General features: G+C 63.2%; 20 protein-coding genes, 3 tRNA genes and 1 pseudogene. 5 read left to right on the top strand and 19 right to left on the bottom strand.

Features of this window, described 5'->3' with window-relative positions:
• The 8 genes from IB259_RS28400 to hisN form a co-directional block, all read right to left on the bottom strand.
• A partial coding sequence (locus IB259_RS28400) for a GTP-binding protein (RefSeq protein WP_192330729.1) occupies positions 1-421 on the bottom strand: 421 nt, incomplete at its 3' end.
• A 51-nt stretch (positions 422-472) separates the two neighbouring features.
• Positions 473-547, bottom strand: a tRNA-Thr gene (locus tag IB259_RS28395).
• 10 nt (positions 548-557) lie between these two features.
• Positions 558-631: transfer RNA gene (locus IB259_RS28390), tRNA-Gly, on the bottom strand.
• Between the two features lie 147 nt (positions 632-778).
• Positions 779-865: transfer RNA gene (locus IB259_RS28385), tRNA-Tyr, on the bottom strand.
• A 113-nt stretch (positions 866-978) separates the two neighbouring features.
• The gene (locus IB259_RS28380) at positions 979-2,142 is read right to left on the bottom strand and encodes an iron-containing alcohol dehydrogenase (protein WP_192330728.1); all 1,164 of its coding nucleotides are present in this window, start codon (positions 2,140-2,142) and stop codon (positions 979-981) included.
• 24 nt (positions 2,143-2,166) lie between these two features.
• Positions 2,167-3,555: an aldehyde dehydrogenase family protein gene (locus tag IB259_RS28375; protein WP_192330727.1), complete on the bottom strand. Its 1,389-nt coding sequence runs from the start codon at positions 3,553-3,555 to the stop codon at positions 2,167-2,169.
• Positions 3,556-3,586: 31 nt separating this feature from the next.
• Complete coding sequence (locus IB259_RS28370; RefSeq protein WP_192330726.1) at positions 3,587-4,972, bottom strand: glutamine synthetase family protein; 1,386 nt, start codon at positions 4,970-4,972, stop codon at positions 3,587-3,589.
• A 57-nt stretch (positions 4,973-5,029) separates the two neighbouring features.
• Positions 5,030-5,836: a histidinol-phosphatase gene (gene hisN / locus IB259_RS28365; protein ID WP_192330724.1), complete on the bottom strand. Its 807-nt coding sequence runs from the start codon at positions 5,834-5,836 to the stop codon at positions 5,030-5,032.
• Positions 5,837-6,030: 194 nt separating this feature from the next.
• On the opposite strand from hisN, the gene IB259_RS28360 reads away from it, so the two are divergent.
• Genes IB259_RS28360 through IB259_RS28345 form a run of 4 tightly spaced genes read left to right on the top strand, consistent with a single transcriptional unit; the run spans position 6,031 to position 10,588 of the window.
• The gene (locus IB259_RS28360; protein WP_119449757.1) at positions 6,031-7,038 is read left to right on the top strand and encodes an ABC transporter substrate-binding protein; all 1,008 of its coding nucleotides are present in this window, start codon (positions 6,031-6,033) and stop codon (positions 7,036-7,038) included.
• A gap of 49 nt (positions 7,039-7,087) precedes the next feature.
• Positions 7,088-8,095: an ABC transporter ATP-binding protein gene (locus IB259_RS28355; RefSeq protein WP_192330722.1), complete on the top strand. Its 1,008-nt coding sequence runs from the start codon at positions 7,088-7,090 to the stop codon at positions 8,093-8,095.
• A gap of 31 nt (positions 8,096-8,126) precedes the next feature.
• A complete protein-coding gene (locus tag IB259_RS28350) occupies positions 8,127-9,809 on the top strand; it encodes an ABC transporter permease subunit (RefSeq protein ID WP_119449759.1) in 1,683 nt (560 codons plus the stop codon).
• A 17-nt stretch (positions 9,810-9,826) separates the two neighbouring features.
• Positions 9,827-10,588: a DeoR/GlpR family DNA-binding transcription regulator gene (locus IB259_RS28345; RefSeq protein WP_054455856.1), complete on the top strand. Its 762-nt coding sequence runs from the start codon at positions 9,827-9,829 to the stop codon at positions 10,586-10,588.
• Positions 10,589-10,607: 19 nt separating this feature from the next.
• On the opposite strand, the gene IB259_RS28340 is transcribed toward IB259_RS28345, so the two are convergent.
• From IB259_RS28340 to IB259_RS28325, 4 genes and pseudogenes are all read right to left on the bottom strand, one after another.
• Positions 10,608-11,609: a tripartite tricarboxylate transporter substrate binding protein gene (locus tag IB259_RS28340; protein ID WP_054455854.1), complete on the bottom strand. Its 1,002-nt coding sequence runs from the start codon at positions 11,607-11,609 to the stop codon at positions 10,608-10,610.
• Positions 11,610-11,772: 163 nt separating this feature from the next.
• Positions 11,773-13,371 (bottom strand): rhodanese-like domain-containing protein, encoded by a 1,599-nt coding sequence (locus IB259_RS28335; protein WP_175213166.1) that lies wholly within the window; start codon positions 13,369-13,371, stop codon positions 11,773-11,775.
• Positions 13,372-13,407: 36 nt separating this feature from the next.
• Positions 13,408-14,553 (bottom strand): annotated as a pseudogene (gene metC, locus IB259_RS28330) (cystathionine beta-lyase); the annotation flags it as partial.
• 2 nt (positions 14,554-14,555) lie between these two features.
• Positions 14,556-15,143 (bottom strand): cysteine dioxygenase family protein, encoded by a 588-nt coding sequence (locus IB259_RS28325; RefSeq protein WP_054455852.1) that lies wholly within the window; start codon positions 15,141-15,143, stop codon positions 14,556-14,558.
• Between the two features lie 116 nt (positions 15,144-15,259).
• Here IB259_RS28325 and IB259_RS28320 point away from each other — a divergent pair, with 116 nt between their 5' ends.
• Complete coding sequence (locus IB259_RS28320; RefSeq protein WP_054455850.1) at positions 15,260-16,192, top strand: LysR substrate-binding domain-containing protein; 933 nt, start codon at positions 15,260-15,262, stop codon at positions 16,190-16,192.
• Here the strand turns inward: IB259_RS28320 and IB259_RS28315 are convergent.
• The 7 genes from IB259_RS28315 to IB259_RS28285 form a co-directional block, all read right to left on the bottom strand.
• Entirely contained in the window at positions 16,146-17,150 is a 1,005-nt protein-coding gene (locus tag IB259_RS28315) for an asparaginase (RefSeq protein ID WP_054455849.1), read from the bottom strand. The two genes, IB259_RS28320 and IB259_RS28315, sit on opposite strands and share 47 nt — an antisense overlap.
• Positions 17,143-18,069 (bottom strand): ParB/RepB/Spo0J family partition protein, encoded by a 927-nt coding sequence (locus IB259_RS28310; protein WP_054455848.1) that lies wholly within the window; start codon positions 18,067-18,069, stop codon positions 17,143-17,145. The genes IB259_RS28315 and IB259_RS28310 overlap by 8 nt, the downstream gene beginning before the upstream one ends.
• Positions 18,070-18,112: 43 nt before the next feature.
• On the bottom strand, positions 18,113-18,937 hold the full coding sequence (locus tag IB259_RS28305; protein WP_175160081.1) for an N-acetyltransferase: 825 nt from the start codon (positions 18,935-18,937) through the stop codon (positions 18,113-18,115).
• A gap of 9 nt (positions 18,938-18,946) precedes the next feature.
• Positions 18,947-19,747: a ParA family protein gene (locus IB259_RS28300; RefSeq protein ID WP_054455845.1), complete on the bottom strand. Its 801-nt coding sequence runs from the start codon at positions 19,745-19,747 to the stop codon at positions 18,947-18,949.
• On the bottom strand, positions 19,744-20,433 hold the full coding sequence (gene rsmG, locus IB259_RS28295) for a 16S rRNA (guanine(527)-N(7))-methyltransferase RsmG (protein ID WP_054455844.1): 690 nt from the start codon (positions 20,431-20,433) through the stop codon (positions 19,744-19,746). The genes IB259_RS28300 and rsmG overlap by 4 nt, the downstream gene beginning before the upstream one ends.
• A complete protein-coding gene (mnmG, locus tag IB259_RS28290) occupies positions 20,430-22,349 on the bottom strand; it encodes a tRNA uridine-5-carboxymethylaminomethyl(34) synthesis enzyme MnmG (protein WP_054455843.1) in 1,920 nt (639 codons plus the stop codon). The genes rsmG and mnmG overlap by 4 nt, the downstream gene beginning before the upstream one ends.
• A gap of 2,544 nt (positions 22,350-24,893) precedes the next feature.
• Entirely contained in the window at positions 24,894-25,100 is a 207-nt protein-coding gene (locus IB259_RS28285) for a cold-shock protein (protein WP_006216596.1), read from the bottom strand.
• Between the last annotated feature and the right edge of the window lie 217 nt (positions 25,101-25,317).

The raw sequence follows: 25,317 nt of genomic DNA, 5'->3' as shown, positions 1-25,317 counted from the left end.
CCATGTCAGCCTTGTTCAGGAAGACGATGATGTACGGCACGCCAACCTGGCGCGACAGCAGGATGTGTTCGCGGGTTTGCGGCATCGGGCCGTCAGCGGCCGACACGACCAGGATCGCGCCGTCCATTTGCGCGGCGCCCGTGATCATGTTCTTCACATAGTCAGCGTGGCCCGGGCAGTCAACGTGCGCGTAGTGACGCGCTTCCGTTTCGTACTCGACGTGAGCCGTGTTGATCGTGATGCCGCGAGCCTTTTCTTCAGGAGTCGCATCGATCTGGTCGTAGCCCTTGGCTTCGCCGCCGAACTTGTTCGACAGAACGGTCGTGATGGCCGCCGTCAACGTCGTTTTGCCGTGGTCAACGTGACCAATCGTACCCACGTTCACGTGCGGCTTGGTACGTTCAAACTTGCCTTTTGCCATGGCTGACTCCTGACCTGGATTGCGCTTCTGACTGAAGAAAAGAGGAATTAGTGGTGCCCATGGCGCGGATCGAACGCGCGACCTCTCCCTTACCAAGGGAGTGCTCTACCACTGAGCCACATGGGCAAATAAATCTTGGAGCGGGTGAAGGGAATCGAACCCTCGTCGTAAGCTTGGAAGGCTTCTGCTCTACCATTGAGCTACACCCGCGGCATACCCTTTCACCTTCTCTTTCCCAAACCTTTTCAATCCGAAGCCTTGGAAAACCTTACAACCTTCTTTGCGAAGGCTGCTCAGCTTTCTGAGCTTCACATTGTAAATCCAGGCAAACCGCGCCTGGATTTAGGAATGGGTCTCTGGTGGAGGAGGTTGGATTCGAACCAACGTAGGCGCAAGGCCAACAGATTTACAGTCTGCCCCCTTTAACCACTCGGGCACTCCTCCAGAGGAGAATTCGAGATTATGAACACTTTCAAATCCGCTGTCAAACGCTTCGGACGAAATATTCAAAATTCTTCTTCAACCACCGCAGCGTTTCCGCGCAGAGGGGGCGAAGCTTACAGGTTTCCGCGAATTGCTGCACGGAAAAGATCGGAATACTGCTCGGGCGTGTAGTTGATGGGGTTGGTGCCGGCCGAAGGATCCTCGGCCGCCATGCGCCCTATTCGTTCGGCCTGAGCCTCGTCGATGCCGATTTCGGCCAGGGTATGCGGAATGCCCACGGTCTCGCGCAGGCGCAACACCCAGTCCAGCACCGCGCCAGGGCCGGAATCCGGCAGATCCAGATAGCGCGCCAAGGCCTGCAACCGCGGCGCCACCGCGTGTTCGTTGGCTTTCAGCACATACGGCATGAGGATGGCGTTGAGCATGCCGTGATGCGCGTCGTACAGCGCGCCCAGCGGGTGCGCCAGCGCATGCATGGCGCCCAGCCCGCGCTGGAATGCCGTCGCGCCCATGCTGGACGCCACCAGCATCTGCAGGCGCGCCTGCAGGTCATCGCCATGGGCGACCGCCTGCGGCAGGTACTCCTTCACCAGGCGCATGCCTTCGATCGCGATGCCCGCCGCCATGGGATGGAAGAACGGCGAACAGTAGGCCTCCAGATTGTGCGACAGCGCGTCCATGCCCGTCGCCGCCGTGATCTTTGGCGGCAGGCCTACCGTCAGTTCAGGGTCCAGGATCACGACCGAGGGCAGCATGCGCGCATGGAAGATGATGCGCTTTACTTCAGCGGCCTCGTCGGTGATGACGGAGGCGCGCCCGACTTCGGAACCGGTGCCCGCAGTGGTCGGCACCGCCACCACCGGCGCCATGCCAGCCACGTCGACGCGCAAGTAGTTGTCGCCGATGTCCTCGAAATCCCATAGCGGCCGCGTCTGGCCCGCCATCAACGCAATGGCTTTGGCCGCGTCCAGCGCAGAACCTCCGCCGAATGCGATCACGCCGTCGTGGCCGCCCTGCTTGTAAGCACGCACGCCGTCGTCGACGTTGCGGCCCGTGGGGTTGCCTTTGATTTCGTGGAACAGGCCGCACTCCAGGCCGGCGTCACGGCAGCCCTGCACGGCGCCCGCGACCATGGGCAAGGCGGCCAGCCCGGGATCCGTCACAAGCAATGGCCGCGCCATGCCCAGCCCGCGGCACAGCGCCGGCAATTCCTTGATGCGGCCAGGGCCGGCCTTGATGGCCGTGGGATAGTTCCAATTAACGCTGGGCAAGGTCATGGTTGGTTTCCTGATGGCGCCGTGTCAGACGCTGCGCAGATGAAAGGATTTGGCTTGCGTGAGCTGCTCGTAGCCAACAACCGAGAGGGACACGCCGCGGCCGGAATTCTTGACGCCGGTCCAGGCCAGCGCGGGATCCAGGTAATCGCAGCGGTTCATGAAAAAGGTTCCCGTGCGGACCTGGCGACCGATATGCAAGGCCGCTTCCTCGTCCTGCGTGAAGGCCGCCGCCGTCAGGCCATAGGGACTGTCGTTCATCAGACCGATGGCTTCCTCGTCGCTGTCTACCGCCATGATTCCGACGGCCGGCCCGAAGCATTCATCGCTCATGATGCGCATGCGGTGATCGACCTGCGTGAGCAACGCCGGCGCGACATAAGGCGAGCCTATGCTCGCTTCCTTGAAATGCGAGCTATCAATCATATTCCTGGCGCCCGCCGAAACCGCTTCGTCGATGATGGCCCGGATCTCGGCGGCGGCCTTGACGCGCACGACCGGACCCAAGGTAGTGTCGGCGTGCAGCGGATTCCCCAGGACATAGCCGCGCGTCAACTCAACGGCGCGATCGACGAATTCATCGTATCTGGTGCGCGCCACGTAGATGCGCTGGATGCCGCAGCAGGACTGGCCCGAATTGAAGTACGCGCCGTCCACCAGGGTTTCGACCGCGTGTTCGATCTTGGCGTCGGCCCGCACATAGGCCGGATCATTGCCGCCTAGCTCCAGGCCCATGCCGATAAAGCGCCCCGCCGCGCTTTCCTCGACCGCATGCCCTCCGCGCACGGACCCGGTGAACGACACGTAGCCGACCTCCGGCGCGCGGATCAGCCGGTGCACGATGTCGTGGTTGGCATGCAGATACTGGAATACGCCTTTGGGCGCCCCGACCTCGCGGAACGCGCGTTCGATAAATTCCGCGCACAAGGGCGTCTGGTCGGAATGCTTGAGGATGACCGTATTGCCCGCCATCAGAGCGGGCACGATGCTGTTCACGGCCGTCAACAAGGGGTAGTTCCACGGCGCGATGGTCAACGCGACACCTATCGGCTCGCGGCTGATGAAGCGTGTGAAACCGGTTTGCTCCGGTACCTGGATGGGCGCCAGCGCCTCGCCCGCGATGGCGATCATGTGACGGGCGCGCGCCTCGAAGCCTGCCACTTCGCCCGGCGTGTAGCGCAATGGCCGTCCCATCTGGATGGTGATGGCGCGCGCGATCTCTTCCTTGGCGGCAACGAAGCGGTCGACGGCCGCGGACACGATGCGCCCCCGCTCCTGCACGCCCAGCGCCTGCCACGCGCCCTGCGCGGCTTGGGCGTCAGCGAGTGCCTGCGCGATCTGCGCCTCGCTGGCATAGGGTCGGCGCACGACCTCGCGCCCGTCGATGGGACTGATGGTGATGAGTTCCTGGGTCATGTCTGCCCTGCGCAAGCGATGTGGTTTGGATTCAGATGATTTCGAAGTAGCGCGCCAGTTCCCAATCGGTCACGTGGCGGCGGAACTGCCGTTCTTCCCATTCGCGCGTGGCGGCGTAGTGTTCGACGAAGGCATCGCCGAACAGATGCCGCGCGGCCTCGGATTCGCGCAGCCGCTGCGCGGATTCCCACAGCGTGGTGGGCAGGCGCAGATGCGCTGGAAACTGCTGCGTGTAGGCATTGCCCTGCACCATCGGCTCGGGTTCCAGGCCCTGTTCGATGCCATACAGGCCCGAAGCCAGGGCGGCGGACAAGGCCAGGTAAGGATTGGCGTCGGCTGATCCGATGCGCACCTCGACGCGCTGCGATTTGTCGCTGCCTGGAATCAGCCGCAGGGCGGTGGTACGGTTTTCCATGCCCCAGGTGGCATCCAGCGGCGCCCAGTACCCGGGCACCAGGCGCGAATAGCTGTTGATGGTCTGCGCATACAGGGCCATGAATTCCGGCAGGTAGCGCTGTACGCCGGCCATGAAGGAGGCTTGCGTCGCGCTCATGCCATGCGGCCGGGATTCGTCGTAGAAGGCGGAGCGGTTGGTCTTGTGATCGCGCAGCGACAGATGGATGTGGCCGCTCTGGCCGGGATGATCATGCGACCATTTCGCCATGAAGGTCGCCATCAGCCCGTTCTGCTGCGCCAGCGCCTTGGTGAAGGTCTTGAAGAGAAAGGCCTTGTCGCCCGCGGCCGCGGCCAGGTCCACCGCCAGCGCCGCTTCCAGCACGCCGGGCCCCGTTTCGGTGTGCAGGCCTTCGATGGGCATGTCCATGCGTTCGCACATGTCCAGCAGCTTGCGGTAGAAGTCGCCCTCGACCGTGCTGCGCAGCACCGAGTAGCCGAAATTTCCCGGCGTCCAGTTCTCCATGTTGCGGTAGTTCTTGGCGCGCACGGAATGCGGCGTTTCGCGGAACATGAAGAACTCGTACTCCAGCCCCGCATAGACGTCATAGCCCATGCCGGCGGCCCGGTCCAGCGTCCGGTGCAACAGGCGCCGCGGACAGATGGCGCCCGCGTCGCCTTCGAATTCCGCCAGGAACAGCAGCATGTCTTCGCCGCCCGGTCCCTGCTCCAGCGGCAGCCTGCGGCCGCTTTGGGGGATGATCCTGAGCTTGGCATCGGGATAGGCCGTGTGCCAACCCGTGTACTTGGTGTTGTCGTACAGCTGGTCGTCCAGATCCCAGCCGAACACCACGTCGCAAAACGCCAGCCCCGAGCGCAGCGCGCCCAGGAACTTGTCGCGCCGCAAGTATTTGCCCAGCATGACGCCATCGACGTCGGACAAGCCTACCTTGATGTGCGAGAGCTGGCTGGCTTGCACCAGCCGCTCCGCGTCTTCCACCGTTGCTACCCCTAGTGCATGCATGCTCTTTCACCTTGTGACTGAAGCGTTGCGTTGGACTGCGGGCGGGCGGCGCGGCGTTCAGGTCATGGCCGCCCCCAGCACCCGCATCGCCTGGCGATGCAGCTGCGGCGTGGCGGCCGCGACGACGCGGCCCTGCGATTCGAGACTGAGCGGCTGCCCCGACCAATCGGTAATGACGCCGCCCGCCCCTTCGATCACGGGCATCAGCGCCAGATAGTCATACGGCTGCAGGCCGGACTCGACCACCAGGTCGACGTGTCCGCTGGCCAGGAGGCCGTAGCTGTAGCAATCGCCGCCGTAGCGGCGCATGCGCGCGGCCTGCGTCAGCGCCTCGAAGGCGGGCAGTTCCGCGCCGGCAAAGATGTCGGGCGAGGTGGCGTACAGAATGGCCTGGCGCAGTTCGGCGCAAGCGCTGGCGCGACAGGCGGCGCCATTCAACTGCGCAGCCGCGCCTGCCGCACCGACCCAGCGCTCATCCAGCATGGGTATGTCGATCACCCCGAGCACGGGCTTGCCCCGATGCAGCAGCGCCAGCAGCGTGCCCCACAGCGGGTTGCCGGAAATGAAGGCGCGCGTGCCGTCGATGGGATCCAGCGACCACACGAATTCGGCTTCGGCATGCGAAGCGCCGAACTCCTCACCAAAAATGCCGTGCTCGGGATAGTGCTGGGCGATGGCCTCGCGCAGGGCAGCCTCGACTTCGCGGTCAGCCTGCGTGACCGGGCTTTCGTCCGCCTTGGTGTCCACGTCCAGCGGATGCCGGAACCACTTGCGCGACAAGGGACGCACGCGGTCCGCCAGCGTTTGGGCGAACGAGGAGTACGCGGCCAGCTGCTGCGCGGATAACGGCGGTGAAGTTTGCATCGATGAGCTCCAGGCGTGGCGCGGGAGGATGCGCCTACGCCAAAAAAACCCTTGAATACTGGTTTTTCCAGTCTAGACACGTTGCCACAAATTTGCAAACATACATAAAACTGCAACTTGCCGGATTTGTTGCAGAAGGCTGTCCAACTACGTAGCTCGCCACCGTTGCCGTGTATTCCAACCGGAGTCCCATCATGCAATGTATGAAGAAGCTTAGCCTTGTGGTTGCAGTAATTTCCCTAGGTTGGACGCAGGCTCACGCCGGCGCCATCACCGTCTACACCGCCCTCGAAGAAGACGAAATCGCGGCCTACCTGAAAGCCGCCAACGCCGCCATGCCGGACGTGAAGGTCAACGTGCTGCGGCTGTCCACCGGCGATCTGGGCGCGCGCCTGATCGCCGAGGCTTCCAACCCGCAGCAGGACGTGATCTGGGGGTTCGCCGTCAGCAACATGCTGGATCCGCGCCTGCAGAACCTGCTGGAGCCGTACGCGGCCAAAGGCATGGACGCCCTGCCCGCGCAGTACAAGGGCGCCGACCAGAAGTGGTTCGCAGCCACTGGCTACGTGGCCGCATTCTGTGTGAACACGGACAGGCTCAAGTCCAAGAACCTGCCCATGCCGACCTCCTGGGAAGACCTGACCAAGCCCGTCTACAAGGGCGAAATAGTTATCCCCAGCCCCGCGGCCTCGGGCACCGGCTATCTGCAGATCGTCGCGCTGCTGCAGGGCATGGGCAAGGAGAAAGGCTGGGCGCTGCTCAAGGACCTGGACAAGAACGTGGCGCAGTACACGCCGTCGGGCTCGCGCCCCTGCAAGATGGCGCGCGCCGGCGAGTACGCCATCGGCGTGTCCTTCGCCTTTCCCGCCATGCAATCCATAGAGGAAGGATTCCCCATCAAGATGGTGATTCCGTCCAAATGGGTGGGTTACGAGCTGGAAGCCTCGGGCCTGATGAAAACGGCCAAGAATCCCACCGACGCCAAACGTTTCCTCGATTGGACGCTATCGGCGCAGGCGGGCGGCCTGTACAGCAAGTACAAGGAACTGGTGACCATCCCCGGCGCCACGCCCAACAAGGCCGCCGAAGCCGCCGGCCTGCCCAAGGACCTGACCGCCGTGCTGTACCCCGTGGACTTCCCCAAGTCCGCCGCGGAACGGGACGCCACCATCAAGACCTGGCAGGAAACCATCAAGCGTTGACGGTGCCGCGGCCGGCGCACAGCCGGCTGCCGCCTGTCCTGGAGACGCCATGTATCTGGAATTGCGCGGAATCCGCAAGACGTTCGATGCGTCGGTAGCGCTGCAAGACATCGACCTGTCCGTGGGCGAACATGAATTCGTCTGCCTGCTCGGCCCCAGCGGCTGCGGCAAGACCACCTTGCTGCGCATCGTGGCGGGCCTGCTGCCCTTTGACCGCGGCACCATCACGCTGGGCGGGCGCGACCTGAGCGCGCTGCCGGCGCGCAAGCGCGGCTTCGGCATCGTGTTCCAGTCGTATTCTCTGTTCCCCAACATGACGGTGGCGCAGAACGTGGGTTACGGCCTGCGCATCCGCGGTGAATCGCGCGAACGCATCGGCGCGCGCGTGAAGGAACTGCTGACGCTGATCAAGCTGCCCGAGCATGCCGAACGCTATCCGCACCAGCTGTCCGGCGGCCAGCAGCAGCGCGTTGCGCTGGCGCGCGCGCTGGCGGTGGATCCCGCACTGATCCTGCTGGACGAACCGCTGTCCGCGCTAGACGCGCGCGTACGCACCGACATGCGCGCCGAAATCCACGACGTGCAGCGGCGTCTGAAGATCCCCACGGTAATGGTGACGCACGATCAGGAGGAAGCGCTGACGCTGGCCGACAAGATCGTGTGCATGAACGACGGCCGCATCGAACAGGTAGGCTCGCCGTCAGATCTGTACCTGCGCCCGCGCACCCGTTTCGTGGCGAACTTCGTGGGCCTGAGCAATCTGCTGCCCACCGACTGGGTACGCGAGGCCATGCCCCAGCTGATGGCGACGCGGCCCGAGGGCGCCAGCGAGCGCTACGAGGCCTGCCTGCGGCCCGAGAACCTGCGCATCGCCGCGGACGATCGCGGGCCTGGCCGCGTGCAGGACATGACGTTCATGGGCAACCTCACCCGCCTGCGCATCGCCTGGCAGGGACGCGAACTGCTGGTGGAGCAACATGGCGCCGCCGGCCTGTCGCGCGGCGCCCCCGTACGGCTGGACATGGAGCCGGGCCAGTGCGCCTGGGTCAGCGTATGACGGATCGCGCCACGCAAACCGGAGCCGCCGCTTGAGCGCCGCCCACGCCAGCCCGGCCATCGCGGCGCCAACCGGCCGCGCCCCCTGGTCCGCCGACCGCGTGCTGCTGTGGAGCTGCGTCGGCATCCCACTTGCCGGCCTGGCGCTGTTCTTCCTCTATCCGCTGGCGACCGTGGCGTGGCGCAGCCTGGTCGAGAAAGACGGCTCGGTCGGCCTGGGCAACTATGCCGAGGTCTTCGCCACGCGCGGCGTGCTCACCGCCACGCTCAATAGCCTGGTCATGAGCACCGCCACCACGGTGGTGAGCGTCGGGCTGGGCTTTGCCATCGCCTATGGCCTGGATCGCAGCTGCATGCGCGGCAAGGCCGCCGTGCGGCTGGCGCTGGTGCTGCCGCTGCTGGCGCCTTCGCTGGTGCAGGGCCTGGGACTCATTTTCCTGCTGGGCCGCAACGGGCTGGTACACCGCTGGACGGGCTGGGAGATCGATATCTACGGCTTCTGGGGTCTGTTGATCTCCAACGTGTTCTACGCCCTGCCCCAAGCCGTGCTGATCCTGCAGGCGGCCCTGCGCAACATGGACGCGCGCTACTACGACGCGGCCGAAGTCATGGGCGCGTCCGGCTCGCGCCAGTTCTTCGACATCACCCTGCCCAACTGCAAGTTCGGCCTCTTGAGCGCGGCCTTCGTGGTGTTCGTCATCACCATTACCGACTTCGGCAACGCCGCCGTGATCGGCGGCAACTACCGGGTGCTGGCCACGGAGATCTACAGCCAGGTATCCGGACAGATGAACTTCGGCATGGGCTCGGTGGTCGGCATCCTGCTGTTGCTGCCCTCGCTGATTTCGGTACAGATCGAACGCGTCGCCTCGCAGCGCCAGTTCGGCTCGGCCTCGCCCAGCGGATTGCGGGTCACGCCGCAGCCGGCTCGCGGACGCGATGCGGCGTTCACCGCCGGCGTGCTGCTGGCCAGCGGCACCATCATCCTGACCGTGGCCACGGTGATCTTCGCCAGCTTCATGCGGCTATGGCCCTATCGCATGGAATGGACGCTGAAGCATTACGACATCACGGTCAGCGGCGGCTACACGCCGCTCTGGACGTCCTTGTACCTTTCCCTGGCGGCGGCAGGCGGCGGCGTACTGCTGCTGTTCTTCCTGAGCTTCGGGGTGTGCCGCATTCCGCGCGCGTGGGCCAAGCTGGTCTACCTGGTCTCGGTGCTGCCGGTGGGAGTTCCTGGCTTGGTGCTGGGCTTGTCGTACATCTTCGCCTTCAACGCCCCCGGCACGCCGCTGTATGCGCTGTATGGCAGCGCCGCGCTGATTGCCTTGTGCAACTTCTACCACTACCACACGCAGGGTTTCCTGACGATGATGACCGGCATGCGCGCCGTGCCGCAGGCGCTGGAGGAGGCGGTCAGCTGCCTGGGCGGCGGCACGCTGCGGGTGCTGCGCGACGCGGTGCTGCCGCTGATCGGCCCGACCGTGCTCGGCGTGTTCTTCTTCCTGTTCATGCGGTCCATGGTGACGCTGTCAGCGGTGATCTTCCTGGTCACGCCATCCGTGAGCGTGGCGCCCGTTTCCGTCCTGCGCCTGGACGAAGCGGGGTTCGTCTCGCAGGCTGCCGCCTATTCAACCCTTATCATGCTGGTCGTGGGGGGCTCCCTGCTGGCATTGCGCGCGCTGATCGCCGCAGCCGCGCGGCGCCGGACATAGATTAGGAAACATCGGACATGTGGCAAGAAGAGCGGTATCAGAGAATCCGCGCCCTGCTGTCTTCATTGCAGCAGGTATCGACCGACCGTATCGTCGGCGAACTAGGGGTGTCGAGGGAAACAGTCAGGCGTGACCTGCTGGAACTGGAGGCCATGGGCGAATTACGCCGGGTGCACGGCGGCGCCGTGCCGGTACACAGCGAACCGCCCATCGCGGAACGCGTGCATACGCGCGTCAAATACAAGCGCGCCATCGCGCGCGCGGCCGCGGGGCTGGTATCCAGCGGACAGACCCTGTTCCTGGACGCCGGCAGCACCACCAGCGTGCTGGCCGACGAACTGGCCAAGCTGTCGGGCCTGACCGTCATCACCAACTCGTTCGACGTGGCCTTGAAGGTAGGCGCGGCCGGCAATGGCGCGAACCAGCTCATCATGCTGGGCGGCTCCGTGGGCGGCCCCGTCTGCGCCACGGCTGGCGACATCACGATCGCCGAGATCCACCGCTATCGCGCGGATCTGGCGCTGCTGTCGCCGGTGGGCGTGGACGCCGAATTCGGCGCCACCAACTACGACCTGCGCGAGGCCGAGGTGGCGCGCGCCATGGCGGCCAGCGCCAAGCAACTGGTGCTGCTGGCCGACTTCAGCAAGATCGGCTTGTGCAGCCGCGTGTCGTACTGCAGCGCGGACCGCATCGACCATCTGGTCACCAACACCAGCGCGCAGAAGTCGCCCGCCTACGCCGCCTTGAAATCCGCCGTCGGCAAAATCCTGGCGGTGTAGCGCAAGCGTCGGCCACGCGTCAGTCCAGCGACACGCCCGCAGTTTTCACCATGTCGGCCCAGTACACGGTGTCTTCCTGCAGCCGCGTCTTGAATGCGGCGGGCTGGCTGCCCACCGCCCAGCTGCCGCCGCTGTTGATCTTGGCGATCACGGCGGGCGATTTCATCGCCTGCCCCACTGCTTGCGCCAGGTAGGCGACGCGCTCGGGCGGGGTGCCGGCGGGCGCGAACAGTCCGTACCAGTCATCGGCGGTAATGCCCTCCATGCCTGCCTGCTTGAGTGTGGGCGCCCCCTTGAAGATGCCGATGCTGTTCTCGTGGCTGAGCGCCAGGATGCGCAGCTTGCCGGCGGCGACCATGGGTTCGGCCGAGGCCGGTGAAGTTATCAACATGTCCACCGTGCCTCCCATGAGATCGGTGATGGCGGGCGCTGCACCGCGATACGGCACATGCACCAGTTTCACATCGGCCTTCTGCGACAGCAGCGCGCCCATCAGATGGCTCATGGTGCCGTTGCCGGGCGTCGCATAGGTGACCACGCCGGGCTGCTTGCGCGCGGCGTCCAGATAGTCGTTCAGCGTGCGGTACGGGCCCTCGCTGCGCGCCACCAGCACCAGCGGCGCGGAAGTGATCTGCGAGATGGGCGTGAAGTCCTTGACGGGATCAAAGCCCACGTTCTTGTACAGGCGCGGATTGACGGCCATGACGCTGGTCTGCGACATCACCAGGGTATAGCCATCGGGCTTGGCACGCGCCACCTGCGCCGTGCCGACGTTGCCGCCCGCGCCCGAGCGGTTTTCCACCACCACACTCTGGCCCGTGATGGCGCCCAGTTCCTGCGCGATCAGGCGTGCGACGCCGTCATTACCGCCCCCCGGAGGAAACGGCGACACGACCGTGATGGCCTGCTTGGGATAGTCGGGTAGAGGCGCGGGCGCCTCGGCGTGGACGACAGTCCCCCACAACAAACCGGCCAGCGCCGCGGCAGCGGCCTTGCGTATGTGCGATGCATGGTGCTTCATCTGAGTTCCCCTTGTGATTGGCGGCCGGATACTCGGCCGTCCTTTGCATTCCGGTTCGGCATGAACCGTCCGCACCCCGGCCGTGCAGGCCGGGGCGTACTTTTCGGATTGATGCGTCTGCTGTGCCGCGAGGCCGGATCAGGCGAGCGCGGCGGCTCCGGTGTCAGCGGGCCGGAAAGCGGTAGCCCGCCAGTTCGCGTTCGTCGATCTGCTTGACCAGATTGGTCTCCCAGGCCAGGTACTGGCGCGCGGCGGCCTTGTTGCCGTCGTGGCGGTCATGCACAAAAAACAGATAGTCGATGCAGTCGGCGTCGGCGGGCTCGGCCGGCGTGGACGCCAGTGCGATGCCCTGCGCGGCCCAGCCAGAGGGATCTCCGGTGTTGGCATGGATGTCGTTCACTCCCAGCGCCCGCAAGTCCTGCGCGGCCCAGGCGGCCAGGGCCGCATCCTCGGCCAGCAACACTACCGGACGCGTGGCGTCCAGGGGCAGGCTGGCGAGACGCGGGCGAATGGACCAGCGCGCGCCTGCAATATGGCTGGCGCGATAGCGCATGCTGGGACGAAGATCGATCAGCTGCGCGCCCTGCGCGCGCGCGGCTGCAAGCTGCGCATCATCCAGCAAGGGCAATTGCGGCGCCAGCGCCTTTTCCACAGGGTTGTCCAAATGCGCCTGCACGCCTTCTCGCAGCACGCTGGCGTCCCAGCCCATCTGCCGCAGCCAGCTGGCGACCACCGGCGCGCGCACGCCTTCGGCATCGAACACGACGATGCGCGCGCCGCGCACGGCCAGGTACTGGTCGGTGGCCTGGATCAACTGGCCGCCAGGCGTGTGCTGCGCACCGGGCAGCGAACCTTGGGCGTGCTCTTCGGCGCTGCGCACATCGCACAGGAAGGTGCTGCGGTTCTTGTCGCGCAACCATGCTTGCACCGCTTGCGCACTCACCGTAGGCACGCCATGGCTTTCGGCCAGTCGCGCGGAACGCTGTGCCAGCGCGGGCAGGTCTTGTGGTGCAACGCCATCGTCGTAGCGGCGGCGCGCGCCGTGTTCAAGCTGCAGATCCTCGAGGTACCAGCCTTGCGTGCCGTTCTCCAGCGCGTAGACAGGATTGGGTACGCCCAGGTTGATCAGCGTCTGCGCCCCGATGATGCTGCGCGTGCGGCCGGCGCAGTTCACCACAATGGTGGTCTGCGGATTGCTCGCCAGCGCGTGGGCGCGCAGCGCCAGTTCCCCGTTGGGGCAGCAGATGCCGCCCGGGATGCTCATCTTCTGGTATTCCGCATAAGGCCTGCCGTCCAGCACGATCAGGTCGTCGCCGCGGCGCTGGCGTTCGGCCAGGTCGCGCGCGCCGATACGCGGGGTGTGGAAAACTTCTTCGGCCAGTTCGCCGAAGGTTTTGCTGGGCACGTTCACGCCCGCGAAGACGGCATAGCCGTCGCGCTGCCATTGCGCGATGCCGCCGCTCAGGCGATGGACATTGCAGTACCCAAGCGCTGTCAGGGCCTGCGCGGCGCGCGCCGCCGTGTCATCGGCGCCGCCGTCGTCGTAGAGCGCGATGCGCACATCGCGCCGCGGCGCCAGGCGCACGATATCCACTTCCAGCCGGCTGTAGGGCACGGGCGCGGCGTAGAACAGATGGCCCTCGCCATACTGGCCATGCTCGCGCACGTCCAGCAGCGCGATTTCAGCGCCATCATGCAGCCATTGCTTGAGCGTGTGCGGATCGATGTCGATGGCGGACGGGTCTTGAGTGGGGTGCATCATGGTGTTCAGCGAAGACGGAGAAAGTCGGGATAGCGCTTGTTTCAGGTCGGCGATGAGGTCGTCGGGGTCCTCCAGGCCCACATGCAGGCGCAGCATGGCGCCGCGCGGCTCGGGGTCCGGCAAAGACCGCGCCGCGGCAAGATTCACCGGTATCACGAGGCTTTCGAAACCGCCCCACGATGCGCCGATGCCGAATAGCTGCAGGCTGTTGATAAGTCGCTCGACGGCGTCGACGCCGACCGCGCCGGCGAACTCCACCGTCAGGAGGCCATTCGCGCCGGTGCAATCGCGCTGCCACAACGCGTGGGAAGGATCGCCGGGCAAGGCCGGACACAGGACACGCGCCACTTCCGGACGGCTCAACAGAAAGTCCGCCACACGCAAGGCGCTGCGGGCGTGCTGCGCCATGCGCAAAGGCAGCGTGCGCATGCCGCGCAACACCAGATAGGCGTCATCGGCGCCAACGGTCTGCCCCAGATCCACGGTGGCGCGCTCCAGCGCATTCCAGGCCCGTGCATTGGAGATCACCGCGCCCATCATCACATCGGCATGTCCGCCCAGATACTTGGTGGCCGCCAGGATCGAAATGTCGGCGCCCAATGTCAGGGGTTGATGCAGCAATCCGGAGGCCCAGGTGTTATCCACAGCCAGCCAGCAATCATGCGCGCGGGCCAAAGCGGCCAATGCCGGCAGATCTGGCATCTCATAAGTCAGGGAGCCCGGCGACTCCGCGTAGATCATGCGGGTTTGAGGACGGATGAGCGCTTCGATGCCCGTGCCGTCGGGTTGGTAGTACGTATACGCGATGCCCAGCCGCGCCAGATGTTCCGCGCAGAAGCGGCGCACGGGCTCGTACACCGCATCCGTGATCAGTACGTGGTCCCCGGCGCGCAAGTAAGCCAGCAGCACGGTGGCGATGGCGGCCTGGCCGGTGGGATACAGCTTGGCGCGATAGCCTTCTTCCAGCTCGACCAACGCGTCTTCGAGCGCGTGCGTGCTATCGGTGCCGCGCGCGCCGTAGGACGGCAGGCGTTCCTGGTCGCGGCGGCTGCGCGTGTCGCGCCAGGCCTGCACGCTTTCGAAGACGTAGGTGCTGGCGCGCGTGACGGGCGTATTGACCCAGCCGCGATGAGGGCGGCCGGCGCGCAGGAGGCGCGTGGCGGACCGATAGGGCTTGTCCATGATCAGCGGCGCGTCTGCACGCCGATCGGCATGACTTTGCAGGTGCCGGCTTGCAGATCGAACGCCAGGCGTTCGGTCAGCGTTTCCAGTGCGCGACCGTACATGTGCAGATGGCGGATGACGCTGTCACCCTGGATTTCCACGGCGTGGATATCATCCGGCATCAGCGCGATGCCGGTGCCGGGGCCAACCACCACGGTGCCGGTCTTTTCGAGCCGGCCCACGCCGGGCACGGAGCCGTCGTCGCTGCGGTCATAGACGTAGTTGTATTCCACGCCTTCCACGGCCGCGATACAGGCCCAGGTCGTGTGGTTGTGTGGAACGATCTGCTTGCCGGGACGCATGACGTTCAGATAAAGCGCGTAGCTCTTGTCTGCGTCCTCGGCGATCAGGTAGCGGGCCTGGCGTTCGCCGTCTTCCGGCGCGGGATAGCGGTCGGCTGCCCACCAGTCGGTGTGGCCGGCCAAGCCGATCAACTCGTCCAGTACGGTCTGGAGACTGTCTCGGTTCAGCCCCTTATTTCCTACAGTTTTTTTAATATTTCCGATGGCGTTAGCGATGCCGGCTTGGTGAGGATGTGCGTTACTCACTTTACGTTTTCCCTATTTTCATGAGTTATGCCATTGAATGTATCCCCCCTGCTGGCGTGGAACAATTTAAATTGCCTTAAGATTCCATTAGCGTCGCTAATACTTTCTACACACCCATGCGCAACCTGGATCTGGACCTGCTCCGCACGCTGACGGCCATCGCCCGGCACGACACCTTTTCGGAAGCCGCCAACCGCCTGCACAAGACACAGTCCGCCGTGACGCAACAGATGCAGCGGCTGGAATCCCTTATCGGCCAGCCCTTGTTCGAGAAGCAGGGCCGCAACAAGGTGCTTTCATCGCATGGGCGGCGTCTGGTGGAATACGCCCGCCACATGCTGGCCATCAACGATGAGGCGCTACGCGCCCTGCAGGACGGGCCGTTGGAAGGCGACCTGAAGCTGGGCGCGCCGCTGGACGTGGCGGACTCGATCCTGCCCACGCTGCTGACGCACATCGCGCGCTCGGCGCCGCGCGTGAAACTGGAAATCCGCACGGACCGCAGTCCCTTCCTGATGGACGCTCTGCGCGCCGGGGAGCTCGACCTGACGATATCCACGCGCTTCGACCAGGACTTCGAGGGCGTGGCGCTGCGCACTTCGCCCACGGTGTGGCTGGCTTCGGCCGACTACGTGCACGACATGCATGCGCCAGTGCCGCTGGTGCTTGCCGACGAACCCAGCATCTTCCGCCGGCTGGCGCTCACGGCCCTGGAACAGGCGCGCGTGCGCTGGCACACCAACTATGTGGCGCCGACGCTGGTGGGGATAAAGGCCGCGCTGCGCGCCGGCTTGGGCGTCACTGCGCGCAGCGTGGAGCTGCTGGGGCCGGAAATGCGCGTGTTGGGTGAAAAGGAAGGATTGCCGCCCTTGCCCGACGTGACGTACTTCCTGTGGATAAGGCCTGACCTGATAAATCCGCTGACACGACAGGTCTACGACATGCTCAAGACCAGCCTGGGGCTGGCTCAGCAAGGCGATGCGGCGGCCCAGCCGCCGCGCATCAATAGCGGTCGAACAGATCCTGCAGGGCTGCCGGATCGCGCGTGACGGATAGGCCCAGCATCAGCAGGATGCGGGCTTTCTGGGGGTTCAGGTCGCGCGCGGCAACAAACCCCAGACGGGCGTCATCGAGTTCGACGTCGCGCGCCACGAAGCCGCTGCCCGTGCGGCTGGACCGCACGACAGCCACGCCGTTGGCCGCGGCGCGGCTCAGGCTTTCAATGGCCAGATCCGTAGCGTTGCCGTCGCCGACGCCGGCCAGCACGATGCCGTCGGCGGCATCGGCCAGGAAATCGATCAGATCGCCCTGCAGGTTGGCATGGGCATAGACAACATCCACGCGGGGCCAGCGGGCCTTTTCCAACAATGCGAGTGAAAACTCGCTTTCGGTGGTATGCGTCGTGGTGTTGCGCGAATAGAAGCATGGAACACCGCCGTGCATGACTCCGGCGCGGCCGCGATTGGGCGACGCGAACGCGCAGAGGCCGGCGCTGGCGATCTTCTGGATTTCGCGGGCGTAGTGCACATCTTCGTTCATGACGACAAGCGGCCCGCGGCCACGCGCCTCGGGATGGCGCGCCAGCGCCACCGCGTTGTACAGATTGGCCGGGCCTTCGGCGCCCAGCGCGGTGGCCGGACGCATGGCGCCCACCATCACTACGGGCTTGTCGTGGCGTATCACCAGGCTCAGGAAGTACGCCGTTTCTTCCAGCGTATCCGTGCCATGCGTGATGACGATGCCCGCCACCGAGGCGTCGCGGCTCAGCGCATCCACGCGCTCCGCCAGCGCGCGCCACACGGCGTGCGTCATGTTCTGGCTGCCGACGTTGGCGACCTGCTCGGCGCGGATCTCGGCGATGTTCGCCAGTTGCGGCACGGCGGCCAGCAAGTCATCGACGGAAAACGAGCCTGCCTTGTAGCCGGCGGAAGTCGCGTCAGCCTGTGCGCCGGCGATCGTGCCGCCCGTCGCCAGTACCGCGATGACAGGCAGCGCGCGCTCAGGCATCCACTACTCCGGACAGGCCCTGGCGCTCGAGCAGGGAATTCAGGTGTTCCCAGCCATGGAAGTCGATGACGATCTGGCCCTTTTCCTTGGCGCCCACTTTCAGCGCGACGCGCGTACCCAGATGGTCGGACAGCGCCTCTTCCAGGCGGGTCAGGTCGCGCGACACGCCGTTGGCCTTCTTCTTGGGCGCGGCGGACGACTCGGTTTCCTTGGCGGTCTTGGCGACCAGCTTTTCGGCTTCACGCACCGACAGGCGGCGCGCGATGATTTGATTGGCCAGCTGGATCTGCGTGGCCGCATCAACGGCGAGCAGCGCCCGCGCATGGCCCATGTCCACGTCGCCCGCCAGCAGCATGGTCTGCACGGCCGCCGCCAGGTTCAAGAGGCGCAACAGGTTGCTGGTGGCCGAACGCGAACGGCCGATTGCTTGCGCGGCCTGCTCATGCGTCAAGCCGAATTCATCCAGCAGCCGGCGCACGCCCTGCGCTTCTTCCAGCGGATTCAGATCTTCGCGCTGGATGTTTTCAATCAACGCCATGACGGCCGCGTTCTCGTCGGCCACTTCACGCACCAGCACCGGCACTTCCTTCAGGCCCGCAATCTGCGCAGCGCGGAAGCGCCGTTCGCCGGCGATGATCTCATAGTGGCCGGGTGCGGCTTCACCCAGTGCGCGCACAAGAATGGGTTGCATGATGCCTTGTGTGCGGATCGATTCGGCCAGTTCGCCCAAAGCGCCCTCGTCCATGCGCGTGCGCGGCTGATACTTGCCGGCGCGCATCTTCGAGACGGGCAAGGTGGACGGCGGACCCTCGGGCTTGGCGGCGGCAGCAGCCTTGCCGATGTTCTCGATGGCTGGCGCGTCGGCGCCGAGCAAGGCGTCCAGTCCGCGGCCCAATCCCTTGGGTTTCTTGGTGGCCATAATTAAATCCTCTTTCCTTCTGTTTTTGTATCCCGAGCCTGGCTCAGGCGTCCGTCTGCTCGGCGGGCAGGCGGTACCAATACGCGTAACAGTCTTTGAAACCGTAGCGGCCATACAAGGCGCGCGCGGCGGTATTCTCCGGCTCAACCTGCAAATAGGCTGTCGTGGCGCCGCCGGTGGCGCCTGTTGCCAACAAGTGTTCAATCAGGGCGGCTGCGTAGCCTTTGCGCCGCTGCCCCGGGTCCGTGACGATATCGAACAGGCCCAGCAAGTCACCGTCGCGGACAGCCAGGCCCGCGGCAACGCACTGCCCCGCCGCGTCCGTTGCCAGCACCGGCGAGATATCCACAGCCAGTCCTTGCAAGCGCGTCCGATGTTCGGCGATGTGTGCGGATTCCGAGTTGCGCATTGCCCCGACCGCCGCCGCGAAGCGCCCGGTATCGACAATATTGAAAAGCAGATCGCCCCGGACGCTGGGCCTGGGAGCGAGCGGCATGCACATGACTCGGGTCTCGTCGGTAAAGGTATAACCGCGGGACTCCAGTTCGGCGTCGAGGGAAAAATCGGGACCGATGGAGGTAATGCGCAGCACCATGGGCAAGCCATGGCGCGCATACAACGATGAACAATACGCCAGCCGCTCGTCCAACGGACGTGTGGATAACCCCAGCACATTGATACTGCGTGCGCGCTTGGCCGACGAGGGCGCGAACCGCACCAGCCAGCCATCGAAAAGCACCTGCGCGCCGACCGCGGTCGCGTTCAACGCTGCCTCTTCCAGACGCGTGCGCAGGCTGTCGCGCGCATCGATGCGCGGCGTACCGGGGACTGGCATTTCGGTCTGGGAAAAGAGCGGGACGGCGGACATGGTTGTGGCCTACTTCAGATCCTTCTTCACGCGCTCAATCATTTCAGCGCCAAACGAGATGTAGGCCTGCGCACCGCGCGAGCCGCGGTCGTACACCACGCCAGGCATGCCGTAGCTGGGGGCTTCGGCCAGACGCACGTTGCGCGGCACCACGGTCTTGAAAACCTTGTCGCCGAAATGCGCCTCTAGTTGCGCGGAGACCTGCTGTTGCAGGGTCATGCGCGGATCGAACATGACGCGCAACAATCCAATGACGCGCAGATCGTCGTTGATGTTCCGGTGCACGCGCTTGATGGTATTGACCAGGTCGGACAGGCCTTCCAGCGCGAAGTACTCGCACTGCATCGGAATGATGACGCCATGGGCGGCGGCCAGGCCGTTCAAGGTCAGCAGCGACAGCGTGGGCGGACAATCGATCAGCACGAAGTCGTACTGCGTGGCGACCGTGTCGATCGCGGCCTTCAATTGGCGCTCGCGTTGTTCCATCTGCACCAGGTCGATCTCGGCGCCGGACAGTTCGCGGTTGGCGGGCAGCACGTCGTAGCCGCCAGACTCGGACTTCACGCGGGCCTGCTCGATGTTGGATTCACCGATCAGCACCTGGTACAGGTTCGACTCGAGCGAGTTCTTGTCGATGCCGCTGCCCATCGTGGCATTGCCTTGCGGGTCCAGGTCCACCAGCAGCACACGTTGGTTGTGCGTGGCAAGGCCCGCCGCCAGATTGATGGCGGTCGTCGTCTTGCCCACACCGCCCTTCTGGTTGGCAATGCAGAAAACGCGGGCGGAGGTGCTGGGGGGTATGTTCTTCATAGGGTTCCTTGACTACGGCGCATCCAGATCAGGCAGCGTTCGGCCTGCAATTCAGGCACGCGCAACGGCTGGATGTGATCGACTTGCCATTCTCCGCGCGCATGCAGCGCCTGTATTTCGTCCTCGGGGACCTTGCCCTTCATGGCGACGAGGGTACCATCGTTGCGTACATGGCGACCTGCGAGTTGCGCAAAATCGTCCAAGGAAGCGAAGGCGCGCGACGTCACGATGTTGCACTCGGCCGAAGTCAGCGTTTCAATGCGCGCGTGGCTGGCCTGCAGATTGGGCAAGGCCAGCACGCCACTCATCTGCCGCACGAAGGCCGTCTTCTTTTCAACTGCGTCCACGCAGGTCACCGACCAATGGGGCCGCATGATCGCCAGAACGACGCCTGGCAGGCCGCCGCCCGATCCGACGTCGTAGACCTTGGCCGGCGTACCAGAAGCGCCCAGCGCCTCGCTGAACGGCCCCACGGCGGCCAAGCTGTCGAACAGGTGCTGGATCAGCATCTGCTGCGGATCGCGGATGGCGGTGAGGTTATAGGTCCGGTTCCAGCGCTGCATCTGCGACAGATAGTTCAGCAGCTTGGCCATCGTGGCGGCATCGGCTTCCAGGCCCAGTTGCTCGCAGGCGCGAGACAGGCGGCCGGCCATGTCCGCGCCGGCCGTATCGGCGTGCGCGCTCATGCCGCTTGCTTGCGCGAGCCGTAATGCAGGCGCTTCAGATGGATCAGCAGCAATGAGATTGCAGCGGGAGTGACGCCGGAAATGCGCGCGGCCTGGCCGATGGTTTCCGGGCGATGCGCCTTGAGCTTCTGGCGCACTTCAAACGACAGGCTGGTCACCGCGTCGTAGTCGACATCGGCAGGTATGGCCTGTTGTTCATGCGCGATCTGCTTCTGGACTTCAACCTGCTGGCGGTCGATGTAGCCGGCGTACTTCACCTGGATCTCGACCTGCTCGGCCAGCACTTCGTCTTCCATCACCCCGGGGCCGGCCAGGAGCGAGCCGTCGGCATTGCGGGCAGCCATCAAGGCTTCATAGGAAACATTGGGTCGTTTCAGCAGATCTGAAAGTGAGTACTCACGTTCGATTGCCTTGCCCAGCAGCGGTTCCGCAACTTCGGCGGGCAGTATACGCGGATTCACCCAGGAGGATTTCAAACGTTCGACTTCCGCGGACACCGCGTCGCGCTTGCGATTGAAGGCATCCCAGCGGGCGTCATCCACAATTCCGAGGCGGCGGCCGATTTCTGTGAGACGCAGGTCGGCGTTGTCTTCGCGCAGGCTCAGCCGGTATTCGGCCCGGGAGGTAAACATGCGGTACGGCTCAGTCACGCCACGCGTGACCAGGTCGTCCACCAACACGCCCAGATAAGCCTCGTCGCGGCGCGGAGTCCATTGCTCGCGCTCCAGCGAGAACAGCGCAGCGTTGACGCCAGCCAGTAGCCCTTGGGCGGCCGCTTCTTCGTAGCCGGTGGTGCCGTTGATCTGTCCGGCAAAGTACAGGCCCGTAATCGCCTTGGTTTCCAGGGTGCTCTTCAATCCACGTGGATCGAAGTAGTCGTACTCGATGGCGTAGCCGGGGCGCAAGATGTGCGCGTTTTCCAGGCCGGGCAGGGAATGGATCAACGCCAGCTGCACGTCGAACGGCAAGCTCGTCGACACGCCGTTCGGATAAACCTCGTGGGTATCCAACCCTTCCGGTTCCAGGAAGACCTGGTGCGACTCCTTGTCAGCGAAGCGATGGATCTTGTCTTCGATGGACGGGCAGTAACGCGGCCCCACCCCCTCGATCACGCCGCTGTACATCGGCGAGCGGTCCAGGCCGCCGCGGATGATGTCATGGGTACGGGCGTTGGTATGCGTGATCCAGCAAGGCAGCTGGCGCGGGTGCATGGCGACATTGCCCATGTAGGAAAACACGGGAATCGGATCCAGATCGCCAGGCTGCTCTTCCAGGATGCTGTAGTTGATCGAGCGGCCGTCGATGCGCGGCGGCGTGCCGGTCTTCAAACGTCCTTGCGGCAAGGCCAGTTCCTTCAGGCGTTGCCCCAGGGAGATCGCAGGAGGGTCGCCGGCACGGCCGCCCGAATAGTTCTGCAGGCCCACGTGAATCAGGCCGTTCAGGAACGTGCCTGCGGTCAACACCACGGACTTAGCGCGAAACTTCAAACCGATCTGGGTAACGGCGCCGACCACACGGTCGCCCTCCACCATCAGGTCCTCGACCGCTTGTTGGAAGAGCCAGAGGTTTGGCTGGTTTTCCAAGCGGCCACGGATGGCCTTGCGATAGAGGACGCGGTCAGCCTGGGCGCGCGTAGCGCGGACTGCTGGTCCCTTCGATCCATTAAGGATGCGGAATTGAATCCCCGACTCATCCGTCGCCAAGGCCATCGCGCCGCCCAGGGCGTCGACTTCTTTGACAAGGTGGCCCTTGCCGATCCCGCCAATGGAGGGATTGCAAGACATTTGACCTAGGGTTTCGATGTTGTGCGTCAGCAGCAGAGTCTGGGCGCCGGTGCGGGCAGCAGCCAGCGCAGCTTCGGTGCCGGCGTGGCCGCCACCGACGACGATGACATCGAATTCGCGGGGATAGTCCATGATGGGGGGAGGTAAGAGAGAGCGTTCGGTGCTCATTATAGAGGCAGGGATTGCATGTTTCACGTGAAACATGCTTCGGTGCAGCAAGAACCTGATAAAGCCGAAAGCGCCGTCGGCAAAAAGCAGCTTCACAGCCTTGTAAGGCATGAATATGTCGGCAAGTGCCACTGCTTTGCCGCACCATGTTTCACGTGAAACGTCGTACTTATCTGGCCCAGTCACGTCCTTACTGCTGCGTTACCGTTCCTCAAAGTCCCATTTGCCTTGCGCTTACCCGCCCGTTGACGTCAATTCCCCATATGCGAGTACGGGTGAGTGAGGTATGTTCCACGTGAAACATGTCGGATCTCCGTGGTGTCGCCCGCGTATATGAACACCCTATTCCCTGCCTAGAGTGATTCGTCCTCTCGCCCATATGCTGAATCCCCGGATGTTCCACGTGAAACATCCCCCCCTACCGCGGCATGGAGAGCTCGTTCGGCTGGTAAAGTGGCCGCGCTCAATACCAATCACGATTGCATACTCCAACTACAGTCCAACCACGACCAAGCGTCGCATGCCATATCGTCATGAGCCTTTGCGCCATTTGAGGACGCCAGGATGTCAATTTTGACCATCCGCACTATCGATGTTTCACGTGAAACATCGTTGCCTATACGCAGCAGATGATCAATGTTTCACGTGAAACGTTGAGCATGCAGCGGGCGAGCAAAAGAAAAAGAGGCCTGTTTCACACCCAAGAATGTTCCACGTGAAACACGAACGCAGCACTCCAAAGGCCGGCAGAGATAGGAATACCGGCATCCGCTTGAGCCTCGTCGCTCAAGATCCGTACCAAGTCATCTCGTCTCATGAAACCTTATGATTTCAATCCCATGAAGGTTCATCCAAAAAAAAGGCGATTTTCCAACCCCTACCCTACCCCTTACCCGAAACAGAGCATTCTTTTTTGCGTTTCACGTGAAACTTGGGTGTTGATAAGTGCGGCGAAACAGCTGTAGTCGTGGAGAGTCAAATCCCCACGTACGGAACTCGAACTATCTCGTCAGCCCTAACGCAGCGCAACCAACATAAGATTTCTTCTTATCCGCCCTGCGCCAAACTGGCTAGGACCTGAAATGTCCAAACCCGCCAATTTGGAAAGTTCCTCTTGTCCAAGCCCGCACCTCACGCCGAGGCGATACCTGCCGCTCAAGGCGAGTCTATGCCGCAGAAATTTGGGATAACTCAGAAGCGGGAAATCAGACGGACAAAGAACTCTCGCAGCAGAGCTATTAAGTCCTGCACAGTGTTATCAACAGCTAGCAGATCCGATAGCTACCGACATTCGCGGTTTCACGTGGAACAACTCTGGGGATAAGTCATTGAAGGCCAATGCCTGGCGTGCCATAAAACGGCGCAGTGTGACCGACTTCGCAAAGTGCCAAGAAGCGTGAAAAAGCACAAATGCCCAACTGTCTTCCCTATGGCAGCAATCGATTATTTCTATTTTGGATGCTTACCAAACTGAGGAAACTCGGCTTTCAAACCAACTTGATAACGACGCAAAAAACCGTGGAAAACTATGTGGATAAGATCGTCGTCACTGCCACAATGAATTCTCGAAAACCCACCATGACAATCCTCGCCTCTGAATATAGCGAGGAACTCTGCCGTCGCATCCTGGTCTTAACACCGCAAAAAATGTGGAGACGGATTATTCACAGACCTATCCACACATTGAATCCTGCGGTCCGCCACTACGCGGACACCGTTGGTCAGGTCGCACGGATTCATTGACCAGACAATTATCTTGCCCTTCTGCCGCAACCCGCGCCATCATCCTTATGGGTGAGATCCAGCCTTTCATGTGAAACCCTGTGGAAAACTCACCGAGCGCGATTCGGGCTCACCTAATGATTGACCGCGGCGTCCACGATCCGGTTCCGTCCACGTGGTCCAAAGTCGCGTGCACCACTTCGGATATCTTCACTCAGGCCCCCTACTTCCGGACCCTATCCCCATTTCTATCCACAGGCGTTTGAGCCATCTCAGGGCGCCAAAGGGTGTAATTCTGTGCATAACCGGGATGGGGATATCTTTGTGAACAACCGGCCGCCGTGCAAGCAAAAACGGGCCAGATCGGCCTCAGGACATTACGGCCGCGTCGCCCTTATTCCGGCTGAGATCTGCTCAATATTGCGTTAAATGCCTGTATTCCCTAGGGAAAGGCCATATAGAAACGCGAACATCACAGCAAAGCCGAATAAACCCAAGCAGCCTAGCTGGCCCCCGATGCCGTTCCAAGAAGGACGGGATAACTGTGCAAAACCTGGCTACGGATAAGCAATTGCTTCATTGCTGAGCATCAAAATGCTCATGCCCAAAAATAATTATCCACAAACTTATCCACGGCCGGAGAATATGTTAGTGAATACTAACTATTCACGCAGAACTAGCTGATCAGGCGTCGGTCGCCCAAATGAAACAACGCCCCAGACCTTCCGGTCTTGGGGCGTTGTAGCCAGGCCGAGCCTGGCGGACGGGAAATTGGGATTTCCCGATTTAGAGCGGGCGAATTTCGGCCGCTTGAGGTCCTTTCGGACCATCCTTGACTTCGAATTCGACTTCCTGGCCTTCGTTCAGGCTGCGATAGCCGCGGCCCTGGATGGCGGAAAAGTGTGCGAAAACATCGGTACCACCAACGTCCGGCGTGATGAAACCGTAACCCTTGTCAGCGTTGAACCACTTAACTTTGCCCTTCTGAGCCATTTTTTCTAGCGTCCTGTAATTAACTCGAAATGCAATGAATCAAGGACGCCGTGAGAACTGAACGACCGGTAGAAGTACCTGCGTTGCTGCTGCGTTCCCGCTTGCCGCCTAGCTGCAGAACGAGTCCGCGCGCTGCTTGAATCAACTGCGTAATCAGCATACTCAGCACACATTACAGACTCATATAGTTGTTTACCCCAATGTCGTATTTTTAATA

The sequence above is a fragment of the Achromobacter sp. ACM04 genome (assembly GCF_014851465.1).
In the GTDB taxonomy this organism is placed as follows: domain Bacteria; phylum Pseudomonadota; class Gammaproteobacteria; order Burkholderiales; family Burkholderiaceae_B; genus Achromobacter; species Achromobacter aegrifaciens.
This window is presented reverse-complemented; position numbering and strand designations above follow the sequence as displayed.